Source organism: Zoogloea sp. GDB6, from assembly GCF_056724105.1.
In genome coordinates, this window is record NZ_CM161497.1 from 1,510,676 (window position 1) to 1,536,832 (window position 26,157).

General features: G+C 69.6%; 15 protein-coding genes and 1 tRNA gene. 9 read left to right on the forward strand and 7 right to left on the reverse strand.

The window, feature by feature from the left end:
* Nucleotides 1-6: 6 nt before the first annotated feature.
* Both AC1PQG_RS06910 and AC1PQG_RS06915 read right to left on the reverse strand, forming a co-directional pair.
* Nucleotides 7-1,227 carry an efflux RND transporter periplasmic adaptor subunit gene (locus AC1PQG_RS06910; protein ID WP_481121876.1) on the reverse strand — a complete coding sequence of 407 codons (1,221 nt, stop codon included), beginning with the start codon at nucleotides 1,225-1,227 and terminating at the stop codon, nucleotides 7-9.
* On the reverse strand, nucleotides 1,224-2,096 hold the full coding sequence (locus AC1PQG_RS06915) for an alpha/beta hydrolase (protein ID WP_481121877.1): 873 nt from the start codon (nucleotides 2,094-2,096) through the stop codon (nucleotides 1,224-1,226). The genes AC1PQG_RS06910 and AC1PQG_RS06915 overlap by 4 nt, the downstream gene beginning before the upstream one ends.
* A 157-nt stretch (nucleotides 2,097-2,253) precedes the next feature.
* On the opposite strand from AC1PQG_RS06915, the gene AC1PQG_RS06920 reads away from it, so the two are divergent.
* From AC1PQG_RS06920 to recD, 6 genes are all read left to right on the forward strand, one after another.
* Nucleotides 2,254-3,267, forward strand: coding sequence for a LysR family transcriptional regulator (locus AC1PQG_RS06920; RefSeq protein ID WP_481121878.1), 1,014 nt, complete (start codon nucleotides 2,254-2,256; stop codon nucleotides 3,265-3,267).
* A gap of 94 nt (nucleotides 3,268-3,361) precedes the next feature.
* Nucleotides 3,362-3,673 carry a c-type cytochrome gene (locus tag AC1PQG_RS06925; RefSeq protein WP_481121879.1) on the forward strand — a complete coding sequence of 104 codons (312 nt, stop codon included), beginning with the start codon at nucleotides 3,362-3,364 and terminating at the stop codon, nucleotides 3,671-3,673.
* Nucleotides 3,674-3,684: 11 nt separating this feature from the next.
* On the forward strand, nucleotides 3,685-4,962 hold the full coding sequence (locus tag AC1PQG_RS06930) for an FCSD flavin-binding domain-containing protein (RefSeq protein WP_481121880.1): 1,278 nt from the start codon (nucleotides 3,685-3,687) through the stop codon (nucleotides 4,960-4,962).
* Between the two features lie 205 nt (nucleotides 4,963-5,167).
* Nucleotides 5,168-8,713 carry an exodeoxyribonuclease V subunit gamma gene (recC, locus tag AC1PQG_RS06935; RefSeq protein WP_481121881.1) on the forward strand — a complete coding sequence of 1,182 codons (3,546 nt, stop codon included), beginning with the start codon at nucleotides 5,168-5,170 and terminating at the stop codon, nucleotides 8,711-8,713.
* Nucleotides 8,710-12,378, forward strand: a complete 3,669-nt coding sequence (gene recB / locus AC1PQG_RS06940) for an exodeoxyribonuclease V subunit beta (RefSeq protein ID WP_481121882.1) — start codon at nucleotides 8,710-8,712, stop codon at nucleotides 12,376-12,378. The genes recC and recB overlap by 4 nt, the downstream gene beginning before the upstream one ends.
* Nucleotides 12,375-14,444 (forward strand): exodeoxyribonuclease V subunit alpha, encoded by a 2,070-nt coding sequence (recD, locus tag AC1PQG_RS06945; RefSeq protein WP_481121883.1) that lies wholly within the window; start codon nucleotides 12,375-12,377, stop codon nucleotides 14,442-14,444. The genes recB and recD overlap by 4 nt, the downstream gene beginning before the upstream one ends.
* Before the next feature lie 30 nt (nucleotides 14,445-14,474).
* On the opposite strand, the gene AC1PQG_RS06950 is transcribed toward recD, so the two are convergent.
* From AC1PQG_RS06950 to AC1PQG_RS06970, 5 genes are all read right to left on the reverse strand, one after another.
* Entirely contained in the window at nucleotides 14,475-18,047 is a 3,573-nt protein-coding gene (locus AC1PQG_RS06950; RefSeq protein WP_481121884.1) for a PAS domain S-box protein, read from the reverse strand.
* Nucleotides 18,048-18,365: 318 nt separating this feature from the next.
* Nucleotides 18,366-18,440: transfer RNA gene (locus tag AC1PQG_RS06955), tRNA-Val, on the reverse strand.
* Between the two features lie 169 nt (nucleotides 18,441-18,609).
* The gene (locus AC1PQG_RS06960) at nucleotides 18,610-19,488 is read right to left on the reverse strand and encodes a DMT family transporter (protein ID WP_481121885.1); all 879 of its coding nucleotides are present in this window, start codon (nucleotides 19,486-19,488) and stop codon (nucleotides 18,610-18,612) included.
* A 113-nt stretch (nucleotides 19,489-19,601) separates the two neighbouring features.
* Entirely contained in the window at nucleotides 19,602-21,101 is a 1,500-nt protein-coding gene (locus tag AC1PQG_RS06965) for an NAD(P)H-hydrate dehydratase (protein WP_481121886.1), read from the reverse strand.
* 86 nt (nucleotides 21,102-21,187) lie between these two features.
* Nucleotides 21,188-21,757: an NADPH-dependent FMN reductase gene (locus AC1PQG_RS06970; protein ID WP_481121887.1), complete on the reverse strand. Its 570-nt coding sequence runs from the start codon at nucleotides 21,755-21,757 to the stop codon at nucleotides 21,188-21,190.
* 210 nt (nucleotides 21,758-21,967) lie between these two features.
* Between AC1PQG_RS06970 and urtA the strand changes: the two genes are divergently transcribed.
* The 3 genes from urtA to urtC all read left to right on the forward strand — a co-directional run bounded on the left by urtA (nucleotide 21,968) and on the right by urtC (nucleotide 26,157).
* On the forward strand, nucleotides 21,968-23,227 hold the full coding sequence (gene urtA, locus AC1PQG_RS06975; protein WP_481121888.1) for an urea ABC transporter substrate-binding protein: 1,260 nt from the start codon (nucleotides 21,968-21,970) through the stop codon (nucleotides 23,225-23,227).
* A 95-nt stretch (nucleotides 23,228-23,322) separates the two neighbouring features.
* The gene (gene urtB / locus AC1PQG_RS06980) at nucleotides 23,323-24,927 is read left to right on the forward strand and encodes an urea ABC transporter permease subunit UrtB (RefSeq protein WP_481121889.1); all 1,605 of its coding nucleotides are present in this window, start codon (nucleotides 23,323-23,325) and stop codon (nucleotides 24,925-24,927) included.
* Between the two features lie 30 nt (nucleotides 24,928-24,957).
* Nucleotides 24,958-26,157: an urea ABC transporter permease subunit UrtC gene (urtC, locus tag AC1PQG_RS06985; RefSeq protein WP_481121890.1), complete on the forward strand. Its 1,200-nt coding sequence runs from the start codon at nucleotides 24,958-24,960 to the stop codon at nucleotides 26,155-26,157.

A 26,157-nucleotide genomic window follows, 5' to 3' on the forward strand; every position in this document is an offset into this window, starting at 1 on the left:
GATCGCTCAGATCCGCGTCTTCAGCGCCTGGGGCGTGGTGACGGCGGCCAGCGGTGCGCTGCCTTCCATGGCGACCGGGTGGGGCGTCACCGGGTCGCCGGGGCGGACCCGCTGCAGGCCGTTCACCACGATGCGTTCGCCCGGCTTGAGGCCGTCCTCGACGATGCGCAGGCCGTCGTGCAGGTTGCCGAGGCGCACTTCCCGGTAGGCGGTCTTGTTGGCGGCGTCCACGACCAGCACGAAGCGCTTGTCCTGGTCGGTGCCGATGGCGCGGTCGTCGATCAGCACGGCCTCCCGCGGGGTGCCGGCGCCGAGGCGGATGCGCGCGTAGAGGCCCGGCACCAGGCGGCCGTCCGGGTTGTCGAAAATGGCCCGCACGCGGATCGTGCCGGAGGTGGTGTCGAGGCGGTTGTCCACCGAGTGGATGCGCCCTTCGAAGGGGTGGCCGTCCTGGTCGGCGAGGCCCAGGTGCACCGGCAGCGTGGCGCCCTTGGCGTCGCGGGCGGGGTTCACGGACTTCAGGAAGGTCTGTTCGTCCACGTCGAAGGCGGCGTAGATGCGGCTGGACGACACCAGCGTGGTGAGCGCCGGGCCGCCGTTGGCGCTGACCAGGTTGCCGACGGTGACTTCGGCGCGGGACATGCGGCCGTCGATGGGGGCCTTGATGGACGTGTATTCGAGGTTCAGGCGGGCGATGCGCAGCGCCGCGCGGGCGGCCTGCACGCCGGCGCTGGCATCGCGGGCGGCGTTCTGCTTCTCTTCCAGGTCACGGCGCGATACCGCGTTGTCGGCGATCAGGCGCTCGGCGCGGGCCAGGTCGGAGCCGGTGTAGCCGACCCGCGATTCGGCGGCGGCGAGCTGGGCCTCGGCCCGCTCGACCTCGGCGGCGAAGGGGCGTGGGTCTATGGTGAACAGCACGTCGCCCTTGCGTACCAGGCTGCCGTCGCGGAAATGCACCTGGGTCAGGATGCCCGACACCTGCGGGCGGATCTCGACCCGGTCCACCGCTTCCAGGCGGCCGGAGAAGTCCTGCCAGTCGATGATGGCCTTGTTCACCACTTGGGCGGTGTCCACCTGGGCGGCCTGCGGCGCGGCGGCCGGCGCGGGGGAGTCGGCGTGCGCGGCATAGACGGCCACGCCGCCGCCTGCCAGCGCGAAGCCGGCAAGGGCGGCGGCGATGACGAGGCGCCGGCGGGGAAGGGAGCGGGAGGTCTCGTTGGCGTTCATGATGTCCTCTCTGTTTTCAGGGATTGGAATGACGGGAAATCGGGGTGGAAGGCCGGGGCGGGCCACAGGTGGTGGCGCAGGAAGGCCGCCAGGTCGCCGCGCAGCGCCGGGTGGGCCGGCAGTTCGGCGTGGCCGGCGGTGTATCGGGTGACCTGGGTCGGCACGCCGGCATTGATCAGTGCAGCGCCGTAGTGTTCGGCCTCGCAGCGCAGGCGGTCGTGGGCGCCGGTGGCGATCAGCGCCGGCGGCAGGCCGGCCAGGCGGCGCGATTCGAGGGGCGTCGCATAGGGGTGGAGGCGTTCGGCGACCCGCGGCAGGTACTGGCTGTAGCAGCGAGCGCAGGCGTCGGGGCGCGGCTCGGCGGCGCCGACGCGGTGATCCTGGCGGGTCTGGCTGGGGTCGAGCATCGGGCCGACCAGGGCCTGGGCGACGAGGGGCGGGCCGAGGCGGTCGCGGGCCATCAGCGTGAGGGCGGCGGCCAGCGTGGCGCCGGCGTCGTGGCCGGCGCAGGCCAGGCGGGTGGCGTCGATGCCGTAGGTGGCGGCCTGGGCGTGCAGCCACAGGGCTGCGGCATGGGCATCTTCCGGTGCGGCGGGGAAAGGATGGGCCGGTGCCAGGGAGTAGGCCACCGACAGTACCGCGGCGGGAATCGTCGCGGCCAGGCGGCGGGCGATCGGGTCGGCTTCGTCCAGGTCGCCGGCGACGAAGCCGCCGCCGTGGAAATACAGCACCGCAGGCACCGGGCCGGCGATGTCGGCCGGCCGGTACAGACGGGCGTCCACCGGCCCGGCGAAGCCCGGCAGGCGCAGATCGGCAACCTGCAAGGCGTCGGCGCCGGGGGGAAGAACAGTGTCGTAGCGAGCCATCATGTGCTTAGCGATCCGGAATGGACAGACAGGGGCGATGGCTGAATTGTGGTTGTTGATCGGTGTTGGATAAATATTCGAAAGTTGACTTCACTATTCGAAGTTGACTAATAATTGTTGGAGGCTTCGTTTCGTGAAACCGCCAGCCGGAGGCGCAAAAATGGACAGATTTCAGGCCATGAAGGTCTTCATGGGCGTCGTGGAGGCCAACAGCTTCACGCGCGCGGCGGACAATCTCGGCCTGCCGCGGGCCACCGTCACCAACACCATCCAGGGGCTGGAGAACCACCTGAAGGTGCGCCTGCTCAACCGCACTACCCGCAGCGTCAGCCTGACCGCCGACGGCGCGGCGTATTACGAGCGCTGCGCGCGCATCCTCGCCGAGCTGGAGGAGACCGAGGCCGCCTTCCAGGACGCCGCGCGGCGGCCCCAGGGGCGGCTGCGGGTGGATGTGGCGGGGCCCGTCGGGCGGGACATCCTGATTCCCAACCTGTGCGAGTTCCACTCCCGCTACCCGGACGTGGAGCTGGTGATCGGCATGGGCGACCGTCCGGTGGACCTGATTCAGGAAGCCGTGGACTGCGTGATCCGTGCCGGTGAGCTGGTGGATTCCACGCTGGTGGCGCGGCGCATCGGCAGCCTGAGCTTCGTCACCTGCGGCTCGCCGGAATACCTGGAGCGCTACGGCGAGCCGACGACGCTGGAGGAACTGCAGCAGCACCGGGTGGTGCATTACTTCTCGAGCGTCAGCGGACGCAACTTCGACTGGGATTTCCTGGTGGATGGGGTCAGCGTGCCACTGCGCCTGGAAGGCCGCATCGCGGTAAACGACGCCGAAGCCTACATCACCTGCGGTTTGAAGGACTTCGGGCTGATCCAGCCGGCCCGCTTCATGGCCTTGCCCCACCTGGAGAGCGGTGCGCTGAAGGAGATCCTGCCCCAGTGGAAGCCGTCGCCGGTGCCGATGTCGGTGCTCTACCCGCAGAACCGTCACTTGTCGCCCAAGGTGCGGGCCTTCGCCGACTGGGCGGCGGAGCTGTTCGCCCGCTGCCCGCTGCTCAGCGGCTGCAACGATGCAGCCTTGCCGGCCGGCGAGTGCCGCTACCCGGACCGCCGGCCGAGCTACACCGTGCGCGACATGCTGGTGGACGACAACGCCGCGCTGGCCGGCTGAAGCCCGCCGCGGCTTGCGGCGGGGCGCTCCGGCGGGGAACAATGGCGGGCTTGCCGATCGCATCTTGCGTCGGCCGCCTCGACATGGAGAAACGATGACGCTGTCTCCCCGCCGCGCTGTCCTCGGCCTGCTGTTCGGCCTGGCCGCTAGCGCCCACGCCAGCCCCGATCCCGACCTGGCCCGCAACCTGGCCGCCACTTGCACCGGCTGCCACGGCACCGATGGCCACGCCCGGCCCGACGCGACGATGCCCGTGCTGGCCGGCGTGCCGGCGACCGAGCTGATGCAGAAGCTGCGCGAGTTCCGCAGCGGCACGCGGCCGGCGACGATCATGCCGCAGATCGCCAAGGGCTACAGCGAAGCCCAGCTCGAACTGATCGCGGCGTATTTCGCCGCCCGCAAGTGAGGGCGCCGGGCATGTTGAAGCGACGCGATTTCCTGAAAACCGCCGGGCTGGCCGGTGGCGCCTTGTTGTTGCCGGGCCTGTCCAGCCGCGCGCTGGCGGCCACGCCGCGCGCCCACGTAGTGGTGGTCGGCGGCGGCTACGGCGGCGCGACGGCCGCCAAGTATCTGCGCATGTGGAGCGGCGGGGCAGTGGACGTGACCCTGGTGGAGCGCGACCCCCGGTTCATCTCCTGCCCGATCTCCAACCTGGTGCTCGGCGGCGTCAAGACCCTGGCCGACATCACCTTGGGCTACGAAGGACTGCGTGACACCTGGGGCGTGAAGGTGGTGAAGGACGAGGTGACCGCCATCGACCCGGCGGCGCGCACGTTGCGCCTGGCGGCCGGCGGCACGCTGTCGTGGGACCGCCTGGTGCTGTCGCCGGGCGTCGATTTCCAGTTCGACCAGGTGCCGGGGCTGGACAGCGAAGCCGCCCGCGCGCGCATCCTGCACGCCTGGAAGGCCGGCGCCCAGACCGTCGCGCTGCGTGCGCAGCTGGAAGCCATGCCCGATGGCGGCGTGTATGCGCTGACCATCCCGCTGGCGCCGTACCGCTGCCCGCCGGGGCCGTATGAGCGGGCCTGCGTGGTGGCCGACTACTTCCGCCGCGCCAAGCCGAAGTCCAAGGTGCTGGTGCTCGACGCCAACGCCGAGATCATCTCCAAGAAGGCGCTGTTCACGCAGGCTTTCGCCCGCTACAAGGGCATCCTTGAATACCGTCCCAACAGCGCGCTGCGCGAGGTGGATGCGGCCAGCCGCACGGCGCTGCTGGACTTCGAGAACGTGCAGGCCGATGTGCTCAACGTGGTGCCGCCGCAGCGCGCCGGCGCCATCGCGGCCCAGGCCGGCCTCAAGCTGATCAACGGCCGCTGGGTGGACATCGACTGGCTGACTTTCGAGTCGGTGAACACGCCCGGCGTGCACGTGCTCGGCGACGCGATCTTCCCGGCGCCGACGATGCCCAAGTCCGGCCACATGGCCAACCAGCATGCCAAGGTGGCGGCGGCGGCGATCCTCCGCCTGCTCGCCGGCGAGGCGCCCAACCCCGCGCCGGTGGTGATGAACACCTGCTACAGCTTCGTCGATGCCAGCCACGTGATCCACGTCAGCTCGGTGCACCAGTACGACGCGGCCCAGCGCACCGTGCTGCCGGTGGCCGGCGCCGGTGGCGTGTCTGCCGAGGCCAGCGAACAGGAAGGCCGCTACGCGCTGGCCTGGGCGCACAACATCTGGGCCGACATGCTGGCCTGAGGGCGGCGTTTCCCGGGCGTGCGACACCGGCTGTCGTACGCCCGTGTTTCAATCCCCGTCATGAACATGAACCTGTCAGGGCTGAGGCTGCGGTGCGTCACAAAGGGTAAGCCCGTGCTGGCTTGCTTCGCCGTGGGGGCGAGTGCTTGCGCCCGCCGATTTGTTCCACCGAGCCCAGCGCTGCCCTGATCCCCCGGAGACCTCCTTGACCGCCAATCCGCTGCCCACCGGCCTGATGCTGGTCCATGGCAACCACCCCGAAGCGCTGCGCGACCTGCTGGTCACGTGGAGCCGCCGTTATCCGCTGGCGCCGCTGGAGACCGAGACCCTGCTGGTGCATAGCAACGGCATCGCCCAGTGGCTGCGCCTGGCGCTGGCCGAGGACGCGGACGGGGAGTTCGGCGGCGGTTGCGGCATCGCCGCGGCGCTGGACATGTCGCTGCCGTCGCGCTTCCTGTGGCAGGCCTACCGGGCCGTGCTGGGCTTCGACGCGGTGCCGGAGAGTTCGCCCTTCGACAAGCCGCTGCTGGTGTGGCGCCTGATGCGCCTGTTGCCGGGGGTGATGGCGGCGCCGGACTATGCGCCGCTGCGCCGCTTCCTGGCTTCCGACGCCGACCTGCGCAAGCGCTTCCAGCTCGCCGAGCGCCTGGCCGACCTGTTCGACCAGTACCAGGTGTATCGCGCCGACTGGCTGGCCGCCTGGGCGGACGGCGAGGACGTGCTGATCCGCGCCAACGGCGACCGTCCGCCGCTGCCCGACGAGCAGCGCTGGCAGGCCAGCCTGTGGCGCGCGCTGCTCGATGATGTGGCGAATAGCGGCGATGGCGGCGCGCTGGCCGGGCAGGGGCGGGCGGCGGTGCACGAGGCCTTCCTGCGCCGCGTCGAGGCCTGGTCGGACGACGGCGGCCGGCCGGTCGGGCTGCCGCGCCGGGTAATGATCTTCGGTATCACCGCGATGCCGCGCCAGTCCCTCGAAGTGCTGGCCGCACTGTCCCGGTGGACCCAGGTGCTGATGTGCGTGCACAACCCCTGCGAGCACTTCTGGGCCGACATCGTCGCCGACAAGGACCTGCTGCGCGCCACCCACAATCGCCAGCGCCGCCGCGCCGGCATGCCCGCCGCGGTGTCGGAGGAGAACCTGCACCTGCACGCCCATCCGCTGCTGGCAGCGTGGGGCAAGCAGGGGCGCGACTTCATCGGCCTGCTCGACGAGCACGACAGCGACACCGCCCGCGAGGGCTACCTGCAGCATTTCGTGGACATCCGCCAGCGCATCGACCTGTTCGCGCCCCACGGCCAGGCGCGCCTGCTCAACCAGCTGCAGGACGACGTCCGCGACCTGCGCCCGCTGGCCGAGACGCAGGCCCGCTGGCCGGCGGTGGCGCCGGACGACGATTCGATCCGTTTCCACATCGCCCACAGCCCGCAGCGGGAAGTGGAGATCCTCCACGACCAGCTGCTCGCCGCCTTCAACGCCGACGCCACGCTACGCCCGCGCGACGTGATCGTGATGGTGCCGGACATCGACGCCTACGCGCCGCACATCCAGGCGGTGTTCGGGCTGATGGACAGCAGCGATCCGCGCTTCATCCCGTTCAGCATCGCCGACCAGGGGCGGCGCCAGCATGATCCGGTGGTCAATGCCATCGACAAGCTGCTGGGGCTGCCGACTTCGCGGGTGGCGGTCAGCGACGTGCTGGACCTGCTGGAAGTGCCGGCCCTGCGTCGTCGCTTCGCCATCGCCGAGGATGATCTGCCGCTCTTGCACCGCTGGATCCACGGCGCCCGCGTGCGCTGGGGGCTGCACGCCGAGCACCGCCAGAGCCTCGAACTGCCGGTCGCCCTGGACGGCAACAGCTGGCTGTTCGGCCTGCGCCGCATGCTGCTCGGCTACGCGGTGGGCGGCACCGGCGGCGCGTGGCAGGATATCGAGCCCTACGACGAGATTGGCGGCCTCGATGCTGCGCTGCTGGGGCCGCTGGCCACGCTGCTCGACCGCCTGGAGGCGAGCTGGCGCGTGCTCGCCAGCCCGGCGACCGTGCCCGAGTGGTGCCTGAGACTGCGCCAGCTGCTGGCCGATTTCTTCGACGCCGAAGACAGCGGCGACGCCTACACGCTGCAGCAGCTCGACGCGGCGCTGGAGACCTGGCAACAGGCCTGCGAGCAGGCCCGCCTGGAGGATCCGCTGCCGCTGGCGGTGGTCGGCGAGCACTGGCTGGCCCAGCTCGACGACGGCAGCCTGTCCCAGCGCTTCTTCGCCGGTTCGGTAACCTTCGCGACGCTGATGCCGATGCGCGCGATCCCCTTCCGCCAGGTCTGCCTGCTGGGCCTCAACGACGGTGACTACCCGCGCACCCGCGTGCCGATGGACTTCGACCTGATGGGGCGGGACTACCGCCCCGGCGACCGCTCCCGCCGCGAGGACGATCGCTACCTGTTCCTCGAAGCCCTGCTGTCGGCGCGGGAGCGCCTGCTCATCTCGTGGGTCGGGCGCAGCATCAACGACAACACCGTGCGCCCGCCGTCGGTGCTGGTCGGCCAGCTGCGCGACCACCTGGCCGCCGGCTGGCGGCTGGTCGGGGCGGAGCAGGGCGACAAGGATGCGCTGCTCAAGGCGCTGACCGTCGAGCACCGCTTGCAGCCCTTCAGCCCGGACTACTTCCCGGCCGACCCGCAGCGCGGGCCGTTGTTCACCTATGCCAACGAATGGCGCATCGCCGACGACCGGCCGGCGGCAGGGGGCGCATTGCCGCCGCTGCAGCGCGACGAGCCGCTGCGCCTGGCCGACCTGGGCGGCTTCCTGCGCGATCCGGTGAAGCAGTTCTTCCGCCAGCGCCTGCATGTGGATTTCGACATGGACGACCCGGCCAGCGACGACCAGGAGCCCTTCGACCTGGACGGCCTGCAGCGCTGGAGCCTGTGGAACGAGCTGATCGGCGTGCAGGCTGCCGCCGTGCACGCCGGCGAGGACCGGGCGCAGGCGCTGGAGGATGGCCTGGCCCGCCTGCGCCGGCGCGGCGAGCTGCCCGCCGCAGCCTTCGCCGAGCTGATGGCTGCCGACCTGGCCAAGCCAATGGACGACCTGTTCCAGCGCTACGAAGAGGGCCTGGCCCGCTGGCCGGACGAGCCCGGCGAAGACGAGGAATTGCGTTATTTCAGCGAGGCCACCGGCCTGCGCGTGGAGGACTGGCTGGCCGGCATCCGCACGGACGCCGCCAACAATCGCGGCCGCGTGGTGCTGGAGAGCAGCGACGTGGTGAAGAAGGGCCAGTACCAGCGTCACCATCTGGTCCGCCACTGGGTTGCCCACCTGGCCGCCCATGTGGCCGGCGGGCCGCTGACGACGCTGGTGGTCAGCAAGGCCGGCAGCGTCGAGCTCGATCCGCTGGACCCGAAGGAGGCCGGCCATCACCTGGAGAATCTGCTGGCCGCCTGGCTCGAAGGCCAGGGTCGTCCGCTGCCGCTGGCGGTGAAGACCGCCTTTGCGTGGCTGAAGCACGCCCCCAGCGAGGATACGGAAGCCATGGACAAGGCCCGCAAGGACGCCACCACGGCCTACGAGGGCGACAGCTATCAGAGCAACGGCGAGCTGGGTTCCAGCGCTTACCTGCAGCGGGCCTGGCCCAGCTTTGCGGCGTTGGCGGAGGACGGCGACTTCGCGCGGCTGGCGACCAGCCTGCTGCGTCCGCTCTACCTCGCCACTTTTGCGAAGAAGAAAGACAAGGCCGCCGCCGGCGGAGAGCAAGCATGAACCCGATTTCCTCGACCCCCGCCGACCTTGCGCCGCTGCGCTTTCCGCTGTCAGGCAGCCGCCTCATCGAGGCCAGCGCCGGCACCGGCAAGACCTTCACGATCGCCGCGCTGTACGTGCGCCTGGTGCTCGGTCATGGCGCCGACGGCGCAGCATTCGGGCGCCCGCTGACGCCGCCGGAGATCCTCGTCGTGACCTTTACCGACGCGGCCACCAAGGAGCTGCGCGACCGCATCCGCGCCCGCCTGGCCGAGGCGGCCGGCTACTTCCTCGCCGATCCGGCGGAAGTGGCATCGGACATCGAGCCCGGCAAGGATCTGCTCCACGACCTGCGCGCCGACTACCCGCCGGAAGCCTGGCCCGGCTGCGCACGCAAGCTGCAGCTGGCCGCCGAGTGGATGGACGAGGCGGCGGTGTCCACCATCCACGGCTGGTGCAACCGCATGCTGCGCGAGCACGCCTTCGACAGCGACAGCCTGTTCACTCAGACCCTCGAAACCAATCAGGACGAGCTGCTGGCCGAGGTGGTGCGGGACTACTGGCGCAGCTTCATGTATCCGCTGGAAGTGGAGGCGGCCCGCGCAGTGAATGGCTGGTGGGTGTCACCCGAAGCGCTGCAGGGCGAAGTGAAGCAACTCCTGCTGCATGCCGATCTGCTGGGCGAGGCGGCTGCGCCGGCGGCATGCGTGGCGGCCGCCGAGGCGGAGAAGCAACGCCAGCTGGCACTGCTGAAAGCGCCGTGGAGCGACTGGGTGGAGGAACTGCGCGTCGTGCTCGACGCTGCCCGCGACGCCAAGCACATCAACGGAACCAAGCTCAAGAAGAACAACTACGACACCTGGCTGGATGCGCTGGCCGCCTGGCGGGACGATCCGGCCCAGCTCAGCCCGGTGCTCAACACCGGCTGGACGCGCCTGACGCCCGACGGCATGGCGGAGGTGTGGAAGACGGACAAGGCGCCCGTGCCCGATCATCCGGCGTTGGCTGCCATCGCCGGCCTCCAGGCCCAGCTCGCCGCGCTGCCGGATGCCCGCGACGACGTGCTGCGCCACGCCGCTGGCTGGGTTGCGCAGCGCTTCGCTGCGGAGCAGGCCCGCCACGCCAAGATGGGCTTCAACGACCTGCTGACCCGCCTCGACGCGGCGCTGAGCGGCTCCAACGGCCCGCGCCTGGCCCAGGTCATCCGCGAGCAGTTTCCGGTGGCGCTGATCGACGAATTCCAGGATACCGACGCGGTGCAGTACCGCATCTTCGACGCGGTCTATCGCGTCGCGGCCAACGACGAGAGCACCGCGCTGATCCTCATCGGCGACCCCAAGCAGGCCATCTACGCCTTCCGTGGCGCCGACATCTACACCTACCTGTCAGCCCGCGCCGCCACCGCCGGCCGGCATTACACGCTGCGGCGCAACTTCCGCTCGACCCACGCGATGGTGGCGGCGGCCAACCGCTGCTTCGCGTTGGCTGAAGAACGCGACGACGGGGCCGGCGCCTTCCTGTTCCGTAGCGATGCCGGCAACCCGGTGCCTTTCCTGCCCGCCGAGGCCAATGGCCGCGACGACGTGCTGCAGGCGGAAGGTGCCGAACTGCCGGCGCTGAACCTGTGGCGGCTGCCGCCCAAGGCGGACGGCAAGGCGCTGTCGAAGAGCGATTACGTGGCTGAGATGGCGGCGGTCTGCGCCAGCGAGATGGTGCGTCTGCTTAACCTCGGCCAGCTGGGCCAGGCCGGTTTCTTCGGCAAGGGCGAAGGGCGCGGGCTGCGCCCGGCCGACATGGCGGTGCTGGTCAGCAGCGGCAGCGAGGCCACGGCGATCCGCGACGCGCTGGCGGCGCGCGGTGTGCGCAGCGTGTATCTGTCCGAGAAGGAGTCGGTGTTTCGTCGTCCGGAAGCGGTGGAGCTGCAGCTCTGGCTGTCCGCCTGCGCCGAGCCGGACGACGGCCGCCTGCTGCGCGCCGCGCTGGCCACGCCGACGCTGGGGCTGGACTGGACCGAGCTGGATGGCCTCAATCGGGACGAGACCGCCTGGGACGAACGCATCGACCAGTTTCGCGCCTACCGGGAATGCTGGCGGCGCCAGGGCGTGCTGCCGATGCTGCGCCGCCTGCTCAACGACTTCCGCGTGCCGGCGCGCCTGCTGGCCGGCGGTGGAGCCGGGGAGCGCAGCCTCACCGACCTGCTGCACCTGGCCGAACTCCTGCAGCAGGCCAGCCTGCTGCTCGACGGCGAACACGCGTTGATCCGCCACCTGGCCGAACAGCGCCGCGAGGACAAGGTCGGCGGCGACACCCGCCAGGTGCGCCTGGAAAGCGACGCCGATCTGGTGAAGGTGGTGACCATCCACAAGTCCAAGGGGCTGGAGTATCCGCTGGTTTTCCTGCCCTTCGCGTGCAGCTTCCGCGCCACCAAATCCACCGACCTGCCGCTCAAGTGGCACGACGCCGACGGCCAGCTGCAACTGGCCCTGCAGGGCGACGACCCGGCGCAGCTGGCGCTGGCCGACCGCGAGCGCCTCGGTGAAGACCTGCGCAAGCTCTACGTGGCGCTGACCCGCGCCCGCTACGCGACCTGGGTCGGCACCGCGGCGCTGGATGGGCTGGAGCGCAGCGCCCTTGGCTACCTGCTCGGCGGTGGGCTCGATGCAGGGCTGGCCGAGCTGGCCGCCGCCGACGGCATTGCACTGTTCGACGAGCCGGAAGCCAGCGAGGAGCGCTATCAGGCCCGTGACACCACGCTCGTCGAAGGCGCCGCCCGCCAGCCGCTGCGCGCGGTGCGCGAGCGCTGGTGGATCGCCAGCTACTCGGCGCTGCACAGCGCCGCCGGGCAGGGGCCGGACACGCCGGCGGAAGACGTCTTCCACGAGACTGCTGCGGCCCGCGCCGATGCGCCGGTGCCGGCGGCCGGCAAGACCGCCGGGGGCAGACTGCACGACTTCCCGCGTGGCGCGTCGGTCGGCACCTTCCTGCACGATCTGTTCGAATGGGCGGCGCGGCAGGGTTTTGCCCGCGTCGCCGCAGCGCCGGCCCTGCTGCGCGACGCCGTTGCCCGGCGCTGCGTGGCGCGCGGCTGGGAACGCTGGATCGATCCGCTGACCGAGTGGATGCTGGCCTACCTGCAGTTACCGCTGGTCGATGGCGACGGCGCCGCGCCGCCGCTGACCCTGGCCGGCCTCGCCAACTGCGTCGCCGAGATGGAGTTCTGGATTGCCGTGCATGACGTGGACCTGCCGGCGCTGGACGCCCTGGTGCGCAGCCACACCCTCGGCGGCGCGGCGCGGCCGGTGCTCGACAAGGGCCAGCTCAACGGCATGCTGAAGGGCTTCATCGATCTGCTGGTGGAGCACGACGGGCGCTACTACGTGGTGGACTACAAGTCCAACCGCCTCGGCGACGACGACGCGGCCTACACACCGGAGGCCATGCGCGATGCGGTGCTGGCCGAGCGCTACGAGCTGCAGTACGTGCTCTACCTGCTGGCCCTGCACCGCCTGCTCAAGCTGCGCCTGCCGGACTACGACTACGACCGCCACGTGGGCGGCGTGCTCTACCTGTTCCTGCGCGGCAGCCGCGCCGCCAGCCGCGGCATCCACGCCGAGCGTCCGCCGCGGGCATTGATCGAAACCCTCGACGCGCTGTTCGCCGGCACCCGCCGCCAGGAGGCCGCATGACTTTCCGTACCTACGACGATCCGGCCGCGATGAAGGCCCTACTGGCGCGCTGGGCCGAGCAGGGCTGGCTGCGGGCGCTGGACGCGGCCTTTGCCGACTTTCTGCAGCGTGAGGCGCCGGCCGCGCCGCCGCTGCTGATCCTCGCCGCCGCGCTGGCCAGCCATCAGCTCGGCCGCGGCCATGCCTGCCTGGACCTGGGCGACACGCTGCACGATCCAGGCTTCGCGCTGTCCCTGCCGCCCGAAGGCGCCGGCGGGGCGGACGGCGCGGAGCTGCCGCCATTGCCGGCCGACGTGCTCGATGGTCTGACTGTGGCGCAGTGGCTGACGGCGCTGGATTTTCCGCTGCTGGTGGGTGTCGGGCCCGGCAGTGAGGCGGGCAACACGCCGCTCGTGCGCGTCGGCCAGCGCGTCTATCTGCGCCGCTACTGGCAGTACGAGCGGGACGTGCAGCACGGTATCCGCCAGCGCCTGGCCGCCATGACCGGGCGCCAGCATGACTTGCCGCTGGATGCCTTGCGTGCGGCGCTGGACGTGCTGTTCCCGCCGTCGCCGGGTGTGGCCGGGCCGGACTGGCAGAAGCTGGCTTGTGCGCTGGCAGCGCGCAGCGCCTTTGCGATCGTTACCGGCGGCCCCGGCACCGGCAAGACGACGACGGTGGTGCGCCTGCTGGCGGTGCTGCAGGCGCTGGCGCTGGCCGAGCGGCCGGAGCGCCCGCTGCGCATCCGCCTGGCGGCGCCGACCGGCAAGGCGGCGGCGCGCCTCAACGAATCCATCGCCGGCGCGGTGGCCAAGCTGAAGCTCGATGGCCTGCCGGCCGGTGAGCAGGTGAGGGCGGCGATCCCGGTGGCGGTCACGACCTTGCACCGCCTGCTCGGCAGCCGGCCGGACACCCGCCACTTCCGCCACCACGCCGGCAACCCGCTGCCCCTCGAGGTGCTGGTGGTGGATGAGGCGTCGATGGTGGATCTGGAGATGATGGCCGCGCTGCTCGCCGCGCTGCCGCCGTCGGCGCGGCTGGTGCTGCTCGGCGACAAGGACCAGCTGGCGTCGGTGGAGGCCGGCGCGGTGCTCGGCGAGCTGTGCCGGCGCGCCCGCGAAGGCCACTACACGCCGGCCAGCCGCGCCTGGCTGGAGGCAGCCACCGGCGAGTCGATGGGCGCGGAACTGATCGATGCGGCCGGCACGCCGCTGGATCAGGCCGTGGCGATGCTGCGCCATAGCCACCGCTTCAGCGGCGACAGTGGTATCGGCCAGCTGGCGGCGGCGGTGAACGACGGCGCGGTGGCGCGCGTCGCCGGCGTGTTCGCGCAGGGCTACGCCGATCTGGCACGCATCGCGCTCGGCGGCGAAGGCGAGGCCGCGCTGCGCCGGCTGGTGGTGGACGGCGACAACGGTGCGCCGGCCGCGGCGGATGGCGAACGGCCCCAGGGTTACCGGCACTTCCTGCGTCAGATGGCGGAGGGGCGTCCAGCTGCGGGTGCATCACAGGCGGCGCTGGATGCCTGGGCGCTGCAGGTGCTTGCCGCCCACGGCCAGTTCCAGTTGCTGTGTGCGCTGCGCCGCGGCCAGTGGGGCGTCGAGGGCCTCAACCGGCGCATCGCCGGCTGGCTGCACGAGGCCGGGCTGATTCCCGCGGAGGAGGGCTGGTACGGCGGCCGGCCGGTGCTGGTGACGCGCAACGATTACGGCCTCGGCCTGATGAACGGCGACATCGGCATCACGCTGGCGCTGCCGCTGGAAGGCGGCGGCACCCAGCTGCGTGTGGCCTTCCCCAGCGGTGACGGCAGCCAGGGCGTCAAGTGGGTGCTGCCGAGCCGCCTGCAGGCGGTCGAGACGGTGTATGCGCTGACGGTGCACAAATCCCAGGGTTCGGAATTCACCCACGCGGCGCTGGTGCTGCCGGACGGCCTCAACCCGATCCTGACCCGCGAGCTGGTCTATACCGGCATCACCCGCGCCAGGCGCTGGTTCACGCTGGCCGATGCGTCGGCCTCGAAGGTGCTTGAGCGGGCCGTCGAGCGGCGCGTACTGCGGGTATCGGGGCTGCTGGACGGGATGGGCTGAGCAGGGGGGTGAAAGGCGTGGGGCCGGCCCTCAGTCGGTCTGGCCCGGTCCGCCGGATAGCCGTTTGGCCGGTAGCGGAATGGGTTCGTACAGGTGGACCGCGTTGCGCCCGGACACCTTGGCGCGGTACATCGCGATGTCGGCGGACTTGAGGATCTCGTTCTGGCTGGCGCCCAGGCCGTGGAACAGGGCCACGCCGATACTCGACGAGCAGCGGTGTTCGACGGTACCCGCGCCGTTGCCGTCCTGTAGCGCCAGCCGGTAGGGGCGGGCCAGGGCCTGGCGGATCTTTTCGGCGATGGCCAGGGCTTCGAGGCGGGACACGTCCTGGTCGGCGTCCAGGCCGCCGAGGACGACGACGAACTCGTCGCCCCCCAGGCGGGCCACGGTGTCGACCGCCCGTACGCTGCGGCTCAGGCGGTGTGCCACCTCGATCAGCAGCAAGTCGCCGACCGCGTGTCCATGCTCGTCATTGAGGGGCTTGAAATTGTCCAGGTCGAGGAGGAGCAGGGCACCGTATTCACCGCTGCGCTTGCTGGCGGCCTGGGCGAGGGCCAGGCGGTCGTGGAGCAGGCGCCGGTTGGCGAGCTGGGTCAGGCTGTCATAGTAGGCGAGCTTGCGGATTTGCTCCTCGATGCGCTTGCGCTCCGAGATGTCGCTATGCACCACCACGGCGCCGCGGCGGCCGCCACCGAGGGGCGTGACGGTCATCGTGAACCAGCGTTCCTGCTGGGGCCCGTCGCAGGGGTATTCCTGGCTGAAGGTCGGCAGGCGTCCGTCGAGCACGCTGCGGATACCGTTGTGGGCCATGTCGGCGGTCGGGTCGGCCGGGGCGCCGGGGGCGCAGCTACAGACGTCCAGGTAGCTGGTGCCGACGCCGGTGTTGGGTTCGCTGCGGCCTGCCTGGCGGCTGTTCTGGGTGGAGAACTGGCGCCAGGCTTCATTGACCATCACGATGATGCCGGCGTGGTCGAGCACGGCGATCTCGTTGGGGACCGAGTCGAGGATGTCCTGCATGAATACCCGGCTCTCGCGCAGCGCGTCCTCGGCCTCCTTGCGCTCGGTGATGTCGATGAAGAAATTGAGGGTGGCGGCCTGTTCGTTCCAGTGGATGCCGGCCCGGCCCACGTCGAACCAGCGCGGGCCGCGGTGGCGGGTGAGGATGCGGATCGAGTGGCGGTCGTCGGGCGTCTCATCGGGGCTGGCCCCGGTGTCGAGGCGGAAGATCCGGGCTTCGTCGGCGGTGACGACGAAGTCCCCGAAGGGGCGGGTCTGCAGCTCCTTCTCGCTGTAGCCGAGCTGCCGGGACAGGGCCGGGTTGCAGAAGCGGATGAAACCGTCCTGCACCACGCAGATGCCTTCGGCGCTGGCGTCGATGAGCAGGCGGTAGCGTTCCTCGCTTTCCCGCAGGCGGGTCTCGGCCTGGCTCTTCTCGATGGCGATGCTGGCCAGTCTGGCCATCTGCTCGATCAGCGCGATGTCGGCACCGTTCGGCGAATGGGGGGTGCGGTGGTAGATCGCCAGCGTGCCGAGGATGCGATGGGACGACGAGCGGATCGGCTGGGACCAGCAGGCCCCCAGTTCGGCCCGCGTCGCCAGGTCCTGATAGGGTGCCCAGTAAGGATGGCTGGTGATGTCCTCGACGATGACGCGCTCGCCGGTGAAGGCGGAGGTGCCGCAGGAGCCGACGCCGATGCCGATCTCCAGGCCGTCGCAGGAGGCGTTGAAGAAGTCTGGCAGGCTGGGGCCGATGCCTTTGTGGAAGCGCCGGCCCTCGCTGTCGAGCAGCTGGATGCCGCAGCGCACCCCCGGGTGCAGCCGTTCGACACCGGTCACCATGACGGTCAGGATCTGCTGCAGCACCGCGCCGCCGGCCAGCATCTCGAGGATCTGGCCGCGCAGCCGTTCGTGGTCCTCGGTTTCCTTGCGCAGGCTGATGTCGGCGATGACGCCGATTACGCCAGCGTCGGCGGCCCTGTCGAAGGGGCGGCAGCTGAGGTGCCCCCAGAACACGCTGCCGTCGGCGCGCTGGTACTGGCGGTCGAAATCCACCGCTGGGATTTCGTTGGCGAGCATGGCCTGGACCCGCTGGCGAGCGGGCTCCCGTTCGGCGGGTAACACCAGCTCGGCGTAGTCGCTGCCCACCAGGCTCTCCATAGGCCGCTGGAACATGTCGGCCATGCGCCGGTTGGCCAGCGCAATCCGTCCGTCGCGGTCCACCAGGAAGATCGCCACGAAGGAGGTGTCGAGGATCTGCTGCAGCAGCGCCTGCCGGTCTGCGAGGTTGTCATTGGCTATGGCGAGGGCCTGGGTGCGCTCTGCGACGCAGGATTCGAGCAGTCTCTCGGTCTGGCTGGCGGTTTCGAGGGCACGGGTCTTCTCGGCCAGCAGGCTCCAGTAAGTGTGGCGGACCTCCTGCAAGAGTCCAGCTCCGGCCAGCAGTGCGAACAGGATGAACAGGCCGTTGCGCAGCAGCAGTTGCAGTGGAGAGGCCGGCATGAAGCCGAGCAGGGGTAGAACGCCATTCAACAGAGCGCACAGGTACAGGAACAGTGCCAGCGCCAGTACGCCGTCGGCACGGCTGCGGGAGGTCCGGACGCGGTGTATCTGCAGCACGAGCGCGGTCATGCCGGCTAGCAGATTCAGAAGTAAGGCGACACGGACCAGCGGGCCGTAGCGGTCGATCAACAGACTCGCCGGAATCAGTACGCAGTAGGCCGTTGCCAGCACGTAGAGGCGGTCCAGCCAGCGCGGTGCGTTGAGGCGAATCACGAATTCGCGCAGTGTCCACAGCATGCTGGCGATGGCCAGCGGTGCCAGCACGCCGATGCTGATATCGCCCCATTGCGGATGCCCGAGCCACAGAGAGCCGGCCAGGAAGCCCTGGGCGTCGGCTACGTAAAGTCCGTTGGTCAGCAGTGCGACGCTCAGTGCCAGGTAAGGCCGGCTGCGGTTGATGGCCACCATCGCCAGCATGAACAGCAGGGCGATGACCAGCGCACCGAAGTACAGGCCCCAGTACAGTCCGCCGCTTTCGGCGTCCTCGATGAAGGCTTCCGGTGTGCGTAGATTGGCGATGAGGTATAGGGAGCTGGTCGTCTGGATGCGCAGGAAGATCGGTGCGTGAGGTGCGGAGCCCGGCGTGAGCTGGAAGGCGAACAGGCGGTGGGCGAGCTCTCGCTCCCGGTAGGGCAGGCGGTCGCCGGTCTGGCGCATCCGCCAGTTGTGGCCGTCCCTTTCGTATAGCTGGACGGAGTCGAGCACGGCAGGTTGTAGCTCCAGCCACCAGGCCTGGTCTCCGGGCGGGCGTTCGAAACGCAACCATACCGCGTTGCGTGTATAGCTGAGGGCCAACCCGCTGTGCACCGGTGTGAACATGCTGTCGGGCATCTGGGCGATGTCTTCGATGCTTCGCTTGCCCCCTTCATCCACGAAGACCCCATAGGGTAGGTCCGTGCCGAACTGGATGCGCGTACGCCCGCTATCCGCCTGGCTCTGCGGACAGTGAAGGAGCAGACATAAGGCCAGCAGAGCCAGGATGCAGGTGACGAGTCGGGCTGCCGATGATGTCCGCCGGGGGGGCGAAGAGAAGAGGTCAAGCATGGCCCGGAGTATCGGATTTTTCCCGCTCCTTGAGCCGGATTAGTCCCTGCCCGCTGTGAGGATATTGGCGCTCGTGCGCCGATCATCGTAACCCGGTGGTGACCGGCTTTCAGCGTCCGGTGGGCGGTACTGGGATCGAACCCGTGGTGTCCGGTCAGTGCAGATCCGGCCGGTGAGCGATCCAGTGCCGCGGTGCGCTGCGTGATGGTGCCGGAAGAGAGGCGACTCCCGGTGCTGGAAACGGGGATTCAGGCTTGTCGAGCACGCAGGAGGCGTAAACGAAATCAGGCGCCCGAAGGCGCCTGATTTACTGAATTCTGGTGGGCGGTACTGGGATCGAACCAGTGGCTTCCACCGTGTGAAGGTGGCACTCTACCGCTGAGTTAACCGCCCGGTGAGTTGAGGAGCGCATTATAGGAAGGCTACCAAGGGTCGTCAAGCACTTTCTGCTTTTTCTTTGCAAAAACCCGAGAGCCCGGGTTTTTGCCTGCTTCGGGCGCGCAGTGGGGTGACCGCATCACCGTGCGGGATGGAGACAACAAGGGCTCCATCCCGGACAGGCCTAGGCGCTGCTGCGGCGCTGGCTATCGACGGCGATCAGCACGCCGGCCGTGCCGATGACCAGCATGCCGGCCAGCGCGATGGCGTCGGGCAGGTGCGCGAAGACCAGCCAGCCGAACAGCATGGACCACAGCAGCTGGCCGTACAGCATCGGCGACAGCAGGGAGGCGGGGGCTTCGCGGAAGGCGCGGGTGAGCAGGAAGTGGCCGCTGCCGGCGAGCAGGCCCACCAGCGCCATCATCGTGTAATCGGTGCCGGACGGCGTAGGGCCGTGGTCCAGCCACGGGATGACCAGGCTCATCGCGCCGCAGCCGATCAGCGCGGTGTAGAACAGCAGCGTCACCGGGCTCTCGGTGGCCGCCATGCGGCGGGTCAGCAGTTGATACAGCGCATATGCAACCGCCGACACCAGCGCGTAGATCACGCCGTCGGCCACCAGGCCGCTGCCCGGCCGGGCCACCATCAGCACGCCGCCGAAGCCGAGCAGCACCGCCAGCCAGCGCAGCGCGCCGATGCGCTCGCCGAGGAAGGGGCGCGCCAGCAGCACGACGATCACCGGCGAAGCGAAGATGATCGCGGTGGTTTCGGCCAGCGGCATGCGCTGGAAGGCGGCGACGCCGCCCAGGCTGGTGATCAGCAGCAGTATCGAGCGCAGCACGTGCTGCATCGGATGGCGGGTGACGAACAGGCGGCTGCGCAGCCGCGGGCCGAGGAAGACCACCATCAGCAGCAGGTGCACGGTGTAGCGGGCCCACACCAGCAGCGGCACCGGGAAGCGCTGGCTGAGGTACTTGGTGGACACATCGAGCGTCGAAAACAGCACGACGGCCAGCAGGGCCAGGACGATGCCCAGCAAGGGGCGTTGGGGAGCTTGAGTCACGGGGGTGGGGGGCTTGGCGGAAACGGCTGGAACGGCATTGGTGTACGCCGGCACGCCGAGGTTCCGTCGGGCTGACGGATCGGGGCGTCGGGCCGGCGTAAGGATGCGGTGGATCAGGCCTCGCCGCGGATCCAGTGGTTGAAGCAGCGCCTGGCTGCGGGCGCGACTTCGTCGGCGAGCAGGCCGCTGTCCAGGCCCAGCTCCGCGCAGCACGCATCGCCCGCCAGACCGTGCAGATGCACGCCGGCCAAGAGCGCTTCGCGGGCGTCCCAGCCGCGGGCCAGCAGCGCGGTGAGGATGCCGCTCAGTACATCGCCCATGCCGGCGGTGGCCATCGCCGGGTTGCCGCTGGTGTTGATCCACCAGGCGTCGTTGGGGCTGGCGACCACGCTGCCGCAGCCCTTCAGCACGACCCACGCATTGAGCTGCGCGGCCAGCCGGAGGGCGGCGGCGAGCCTGTCCGCCTGCACGTCGGGTGTCGTGCACGCCAGCAGGCGGGCGGCTTCGGCGGGATGGGGCGTCAGCAGCGTCGGCGCGCTGCGGCGGGTGACGGCCTGTTGCAGCTCGGTGTCGCGGGCCACCAGGTTGAGGGCGTCGGCGTCGAGGACCAGCGGTGTGGCGCGCAGCACCGCGTCGTGCACGAGGGCCCGGGCCGCGTCGGACTGGCCGAGGCCGGGGCCGACCGCGAAGGCGCCGATGGCGGTGTCGGCAATCAGTTCGGTGGCGGCGCGGAACATCAGCTCCGGGCGCAGGATGTCCACCGCCAGCGCGCTGGGGTCGAGCAGGCCGAGCAGCACCCGGCCGGCGCCCAGGTGGGCGGCGGCCCGCCCGGCCAGCACGGCGGCGCCGACCATGCCCGGCGCACCGCCGATCAGTGCCGCGTCGCCGTAGCTGCCCTTGTGGCTGTTACGCAGGCGCGGCTGAAGGTGGGCAGCGAACAGCGCCGGTGAGATCTCGCGGCCGGGTGCCGGGGCCAGCGCTTCCGCTGCGACGTCGATGGGGGTGAGGTGGACCTCGCCGCACTGGTCGGGCCCGTCCAGCGTCAGCAGGCCGGGCTTGAGGGCGATGAAAGTGATCGTGTGAGTCGCCGCAAAGCACGCGCCCAGGCGGCGCCCGGTGTCGGCGTCGAGTCCGCTCGGGATGTCCACTGCGAGGCGCGGGCAGGGCTGGGCGTTGAGAGCCTCGATCCAGTCGGCGTAGCGGCCTTCGAGGGGGCGCTGCAGGCCGATGCCGAACAGCGCGTCCACCACCAGCGCCCAGCCTTCCGGCGGGGCTGGCGGCAACTCGGTGTGGGTTGTGCCGCCGGCGGCCAGCCACGCGGCGTGGGCGGCGGCGGCATCGGCGGGCAGGCGGGCCGGATCGCCGGCGAAGGCGACTTCGACCCGGCGCCCGACGCCCTGCAGCAGGCGGGCCATCACGAAACCGTCACCGCCGTTGTTGCCCGGTCCGCAGGCGACCAGCACCGGCCCGGCTCCGGTGGCGAGGCGGGCGGCCAGCATGGCGGCGGCCGCACCGGCGCGCTCCATCAGTGGAGGTTCGGCGCCGGGGATAGCCAGCGCCTCGATGGCGCGGATGCCGGCGACGGGGTAGATCGGACGGGATGGAGCGAACATGGCGTGATGGTGTGCCCGCGCCAGTGCGGCGCAGGGCAATGCGGAATGACTTGCCCCGATTCTAGCCGAGCCGGGCGGGCCTGCCGTCAGCCGCCCAGCGCGCCGCTGACGATCAGCAGCTTGCCGGCCAGCGTGCGCAGGGTCTTGCTGCGGGCTTCGTCCAGTTGCCCGTCGGCGTCGAAGGCCTGGTCGGCGTGGCTGACCGCCAGGGTCTGCGGCAGCACCAGCACGCCAAGACCTTCCAGCGAATCGCGCAGGTGCTTCAGCCCGCGCATGCCGCCGAGCGCGCCTGGGGAGGCGGCGAGCAGCAGGGCGATCTTGTCCCGGTAGGGCACGAGGCCGCTCTCGTCGCCATCGGCGCGGGAGATCCAGTCGAGGGTGTTCTTCAGCAGGGAACTCATCGACGAGTTGTTCTCCGGCGAGGCGATCACCAGCGCGTGGTGTTCCTTGAACAAGGCCTTCAGCTTGCGCGCGGCGGGCGGGATGCCCTCGGCCGCCTCCAGGTCGCCGTTGTAGATCGGCAGCGGATAGTCGGCCAGTTCGATCAGCGTGACGTCTCCACCCAGGTCGGTCAGGGCTTGCGCGGCCACCTTGGCCAGCTTGCGGTTGAGGGATGCCTGGCGGCTGCTGCCGGCGAAGACGAGGATGCGGGGCATGAAGGACTCCTTGGGATTGGTCGGGGCCATGCATCCGTTATAGGAGGGCGTTCGCCGCAGCGCCAGCAACGGTGCGCCTCTGCGACTTTGGTGGAGGACTACGCAGGACCTACGCAATCTGACGTATTCCGGGGATGGGGCGGGCTCCGTAATCTGCGTTCCATTGCTGCACCGCATTAGCCAAACCCAACTGATACCAAGGAGTCATCGATGCAAAACCGTCGTTCCTTCCTCAAGGCTGCCGTCATCTCCGCCTCCATCGCCGCGATGGGCGGCATCGCTTCCAGCGCCTATGCGGCCGACACCATCAAGGTCGGCATCCTGCATTCCCTGTCCGGCACGATGGCGATCTCCGAGACCGCCCTCAAGGAAACCGCGCTGATGACCATCGAGGAAATCAACGCCAAGGGCGGCGTGCTCGGCAAGAAGCTCGAGCCGGTGGTCGTCGATCCGGCTTCCGACTGGCCGAAGTTCGCCGAGAAGGCCCGCCAGCTGCTGTCCCAGGACAAGGTCGCGGTGACCTTCGGCTGTTGGACCTCGGTGTCCCGCAAGTCGGTGCTGCCGGTCTACAAGGAACTCAACGGCCTGCTGTTCTACCCGGTGCAGTACGAGGGTGAAGAGCTCGAGAAGAACGTCTTCTACACCGGCGCGGCGCCCAACCAGCAGGCCATTCCGGCGGTGGAATACCTGATGAGCAAGGAAGGCGGCGCGGCCAAGCGCTTCGTGCTGCTCGGCACCGACTACGTGTATCCGCGCACCACCAACAAGATCCTGCGCGCCTTCCTCAAGAGCAAGGGCGTCGCCGACGCGGACATCATGGAGGAATACACCCCCTTCGGCCATTCCGACTACCAGACCATCATCGCCAAGATCAAGAAGTTCGCCGGTGAGGGCAAGAAGACCGCGGTGATCTCGACGATCAACGGCGACTCCAACGTGCCCTTCTACAAGGAGCTGGGCAACGCCGGCCTGAAGGCCAAGGACGTGCCGGTGGTGGCCTTCTCGGTGGGTGAGGAAGAGCTGCGCGGCGTCGATGCCAAGCCGCTGGTCGGCCACCTGGCGGCGTGGAACTACTTCATGTCGGTGAAGAACCCCGACAACGACAAGTTCATCAAGATGTACCGCGACTGGGCCAAGAAGGCCAAGCTGCCGAAGGCTGACACCGTGGTCACCAACGACCCGATGGAAGCTACCTACGTCGGCATCCACATGTGGGCCCAGGCCGTCGAGAAGGCCAAGTCCACCGATACCGACAAGGTCATCGCGGCGATGGGCGGGCAGACCTTCAAGGCCCCGTCCGGCTTTACGCTGAAGATGGACGAGACCAACCACCACCTGCACAAGCCGGTCTTCATCGGCGAGATCAAGGCCGACGGCCAGTTCAACGTGGTGTGGAAGACCAAGGGCCCGATCCGCGCCCAGCCGTGGAGCCCGTATATCCCCGGCAACGAGAGCAAGCAGAAGCTGTAAGAAATCCCCAACCTCCTCAAGAGGGCAGTTTGGCCGGCGGTGGGCTCCGGGCCCGGAGCCGGCCATTTTTTCGCCCTCCGATTCCGGGAGCAAGCATGAAACGACTCTTACTCATCCTGAGCCTGGCCCTCGGCCTGGGCGCCGGCGCGGTGCGCGCCGACGTGGCCCCCGAGGTGCTGAAGGGCCTCGCGTCGGAGGACTTCGACGCCAAGCAGGGCGCCGTGGCGGCGCTTGCCGAAGCCGGTGACGCCGACGCGGCGCGCCTGCTCAAGGCGCTCTCCGACGACGCGGTGGCGGTGGCCAGCGACAAGCTGGTGATCGTCGCCGGCGACCAGGTGCTGGACGCCGCCAACGGCAAGCAGCTCAAGCCGGCGCCGGCCAGCCCGGATTCCATCAGCCTCAACAACAGCCTGCGCCAGCAGGTGGATGGCGCCCTCGCGGCGCTGCGCCTGCTGTCCATCGACAAGGCCGAACGCCTGGCCGCCGCCAAGGCCCTGCTGGCCGACATGGGCGATGGCGCAGCGCTGCTGCCGCTCTTCGACAAGGCCTTGAAGCAGGAGCAGGACAGCGACATCAAGCCGATCCTGGTGCAACTGCAGGCCCAGGCCAGCCTCGCCAGCCCCGACGCGGCCCTCCGCCTGCAGGCCGTGCAGACCCTCGGCCAGTCGTCCAGCCCGGCGGTGAAGGCGCTGCTGCTGCCGCTGATCGAGAAGCAGGGCGACACTTTTGCCGAGCCCGACGAGAAGGTGCGCCTGGCCGCCCAGACCGCGATCAAGGCCATCGACGGTCGCCTGGTGTGGAGCGACATGGCCGGGCAGGTGTTCACCGGCATCTCCCTCGGCTCCATCCTGCTGCTGGCGGCCCTCGGCCTGGCCATTACCTACGGGGTGATGGGCGTCATCAACATGGCCCACGGCGAGCTGCTGATGGTCGGCGCCTATTCCGCCTACGCCATGCAGGCCCTGTTCCGCAGCCGCTTCCCGGATTTCGTCGATTACTACGTGGTTGCCGCGGTGCCGGTGGCCTTCTTCGTCGCCGCGGCGGTGGGCATGCTGATGGAGCGCACGGTGATCCGCCACCTCTACGGCCGCCCGCTGGAAACCCTGCTTGCCACCTGGGGCCTGTCCCTGGTGCTGATCCAGGCGGCGCGCTTGCTGTTCGGCGCACAGAACGTGGAAGTGGCCAACCCGGCCTGGATGTCCGGCGGCGTGCAGCTGGCCGAGAACCTGTCGCTGCCGTGGAACCGCCTGGTCATCGTGGCCTTCTCGGGCTTCGTGCTGGTGGTGGTGTGGCTGCTGATGAACAAGACCCGCCTCGGCATGTTCGTCCGCGCCGTCACGCAGAACCGTCCGATGGCCGGCTGCGTCGGCGTGCCGACGGCACGCATCGACACCCTGGCCTTCGGCATCGGCTCCGGCATCGCCGGCCTCGGCGGCGTCGCCCTGTCGCAGATCGCCAACGTCGGGCCGGACATGGGCCAGGGCTACATCGTCGACTCCTTCATGGTCGTCGTGCTCGGCGGCGTCGGCCAGCTGGCCGGCGCGGTGTGGGCGGCGCTGGGCCTCGGCGTGGTCACCAAGTTCCTCGAAGGCTGGGCCGGGGCGGTCATCGCCAAGATCCTGGTGCTGGTCTTCATCATCATCTTCATCCAGAAGCGACCCCAGGGGCTGTTCGCCCTCAAGGGCCGGTTCGTCGACTGAGCGGGGGCTGCGATGCGCACACCTGTAAGCGTGAAACTTGTTGCCGGCCTCGGTCCACGGGGCTGGCTGGCAGTGGCGGCGGTCTTTGTTGCGGCCTGGGTGCTGGTGCCCCTGGCCCACCTGATGCTGCCCGAGGGCCATCCGCTGCACATCTCTACCTACGCCATCACCCTGATCGGCAAGATCCTGTGCTACGCCGTGGTGGCGGTGGCGATGGACCTGATCTGGGGCTTCGGCGGCATCCTGTCCCTCGGCCACGGGCTGTTCTTCGCCCTCGGCGGCTACAGCTTCGGCATGTACCTGATGCGCCAGATCGGCCGCGACGGCAGCTACGGCGCCGACATCCCGGACTTCATGGTCTTCCTCGACTGGAAGGAACTGCCCTGGTACTGGTCCGGCACCGACAGCTTCCTGTGGTGCCTGCTGCTGGCGGTGGCGGTGCCCGGCGTGATCGCCTGGATCTTTGGCTACTTCGCGTTCCGCTCGCGCATCAAGGGGGTGTATTTCTCGATCATCACCCAGGCCATGACCTACGCCGCGATGCTGTTCTTCTTCCGCAACGAGACCGGCTTCGGCGGCAATAACGGCTTCACCGACTTCAAGCGCATCCTCGGCTACTCGATCACCGCGCCGGAGACCCGCGTGGTGCTGTTCGGCCTGTCGGTGACGCTGCTGCTCGGCACGCTGATCCTCGGCAAGGCGCTCATCGCCTCCAAGTTCGGCCGCGTCCTCACCGCCATCCGCGACGCCGAGAACCGCGTCATGTTCATCGGCTACAACCCGCTGCACTACAAGCTCTTCATCTGGACCGTGTCGGCCATGCTGTGCGGCCTGGCCGGGGCGCTCTACGTGCCGCAGGTGGGCATCATCAACCCGTCGGAAATGTCCGTCGCCAACTCCATCGAGATCGCCATCTGGGTCGCGGTGGGCGGGCGCGGCACGCTGGTCGGGCCGATCTTCGGGGCCGGCATCGTCAATCTGTCGAAGACCTGGTTCACCACCAGCTTCCCCGAATACTGGCTGTTCTTCCTCGGCCTGCTGTTCATCCTGGTGACCCTCTACCTGCCCGAAGGCGTGGCCGGCCTGTGGGCCAAGATCAAGGCCCGCCGCGCCGAGAAGGCCGCCCTTGCGGCGGCCCGCGCCGAAGCCGCGGCGGTGCCGGCCGCCCCGCGCAGCCCGGCCGCCCCCGATTCCAAGCTGCCCAACGGCACCGCCGCAAAAGGAGCCTGA

What these genes read in the sequence shown, in the direction of transcription:
- AC1PQG_RS06910 (WP_481121876.1), bottom strand. Translation starts at nt 1,227, where the DNA reads ATGAACGCCAACGAGACCTCCCGCTCCCTTCCCCGCCGGCGCCTCGTC.
- recD (WP_481121883.1), top strand. Translation starts at nt 12,375, where the DNA reads ATGACTTTCCGTACCTACGACGATCCGGCCGCGATGAAGGCCCTACTG.
- AC1PQG_RS06965 (WP_481121886.1), bottom strand. Translation starts at nt 21,101, where the DNA reads ATGTTCGCTCCATCCCGTCCGATCTACCCCGTCGCCGGCATCCGCGCC.
- urtA (WP_481121888.1), top strand. Translation starts at nt 21,968, where the DNA reads ATGCAAAACCGTCGTTCCTTCCTCAAGGCTGCCGTCATCTCCGCCTCC.
- AC1PQG_RS06925 (WP_481121879.1), top strand. Translation starts at nt 3,362, where the DNA reads ATGACGCTGTCTCCCCGCCGCGCTGTCCTCGGCCTGCTGTTCGGCCTG.
- AC1PQG_RS06950 (WP_481121884.1), bottom strand. Translation starts at nt 18,047, where the DNA reads ATGCTTGACCTCTTCTCTTCGCCCCCCCGGCGGACATCATCGGCAGCC.
- recB (WP_481121882.1), top strand. Translation starts at nt 8,710, where the DNA reads ATGAACCCGATTTCCTCGACCCCCGCCGACCTTGCGCCGCTGCGCTTT.
- AC1PQG_RS06930 (WP_481121880.1), top strand. Translation starts at nt 3,685, where the DNA reads ATGTTGAAGCGACGCGATTTCCTGAAAACCGCCGGGCTGGCCGGTGGC.
- AC1PQG_RS06915 (WP_481121877.1), bottom strand. Translation starts at nt 2,096, where the DNA reads ATGATGGCTCGCTACGACACTGTTCTTCCCCCCGGCGCCGACGCCTTG.
- AC1PQG_RS06920 (WP_481121878.1), top strand. Translation starts at nt 2,254, where the DNA reads ATGGACAGATTTCAGGCCATGAAGGTCTTCATGGGCGTCGTGGAGGCC.
- AC1PQG_RS06970 (WP_481121887.1), bottom strand. Translation starts at nt 21,757, where the DNA reads ATGCCCCGCATCCTCGTCTTCGCCGGCAGCAGCCGCCAGGCATCCCTC.
- urtB (WP_481121889.1), top strand. Translation starts at nt 23,323, where the DNA reads ATGAAACGACTCTTACTCATCCTGAGCCTGGCCCTCGGCCTGGGCGCC.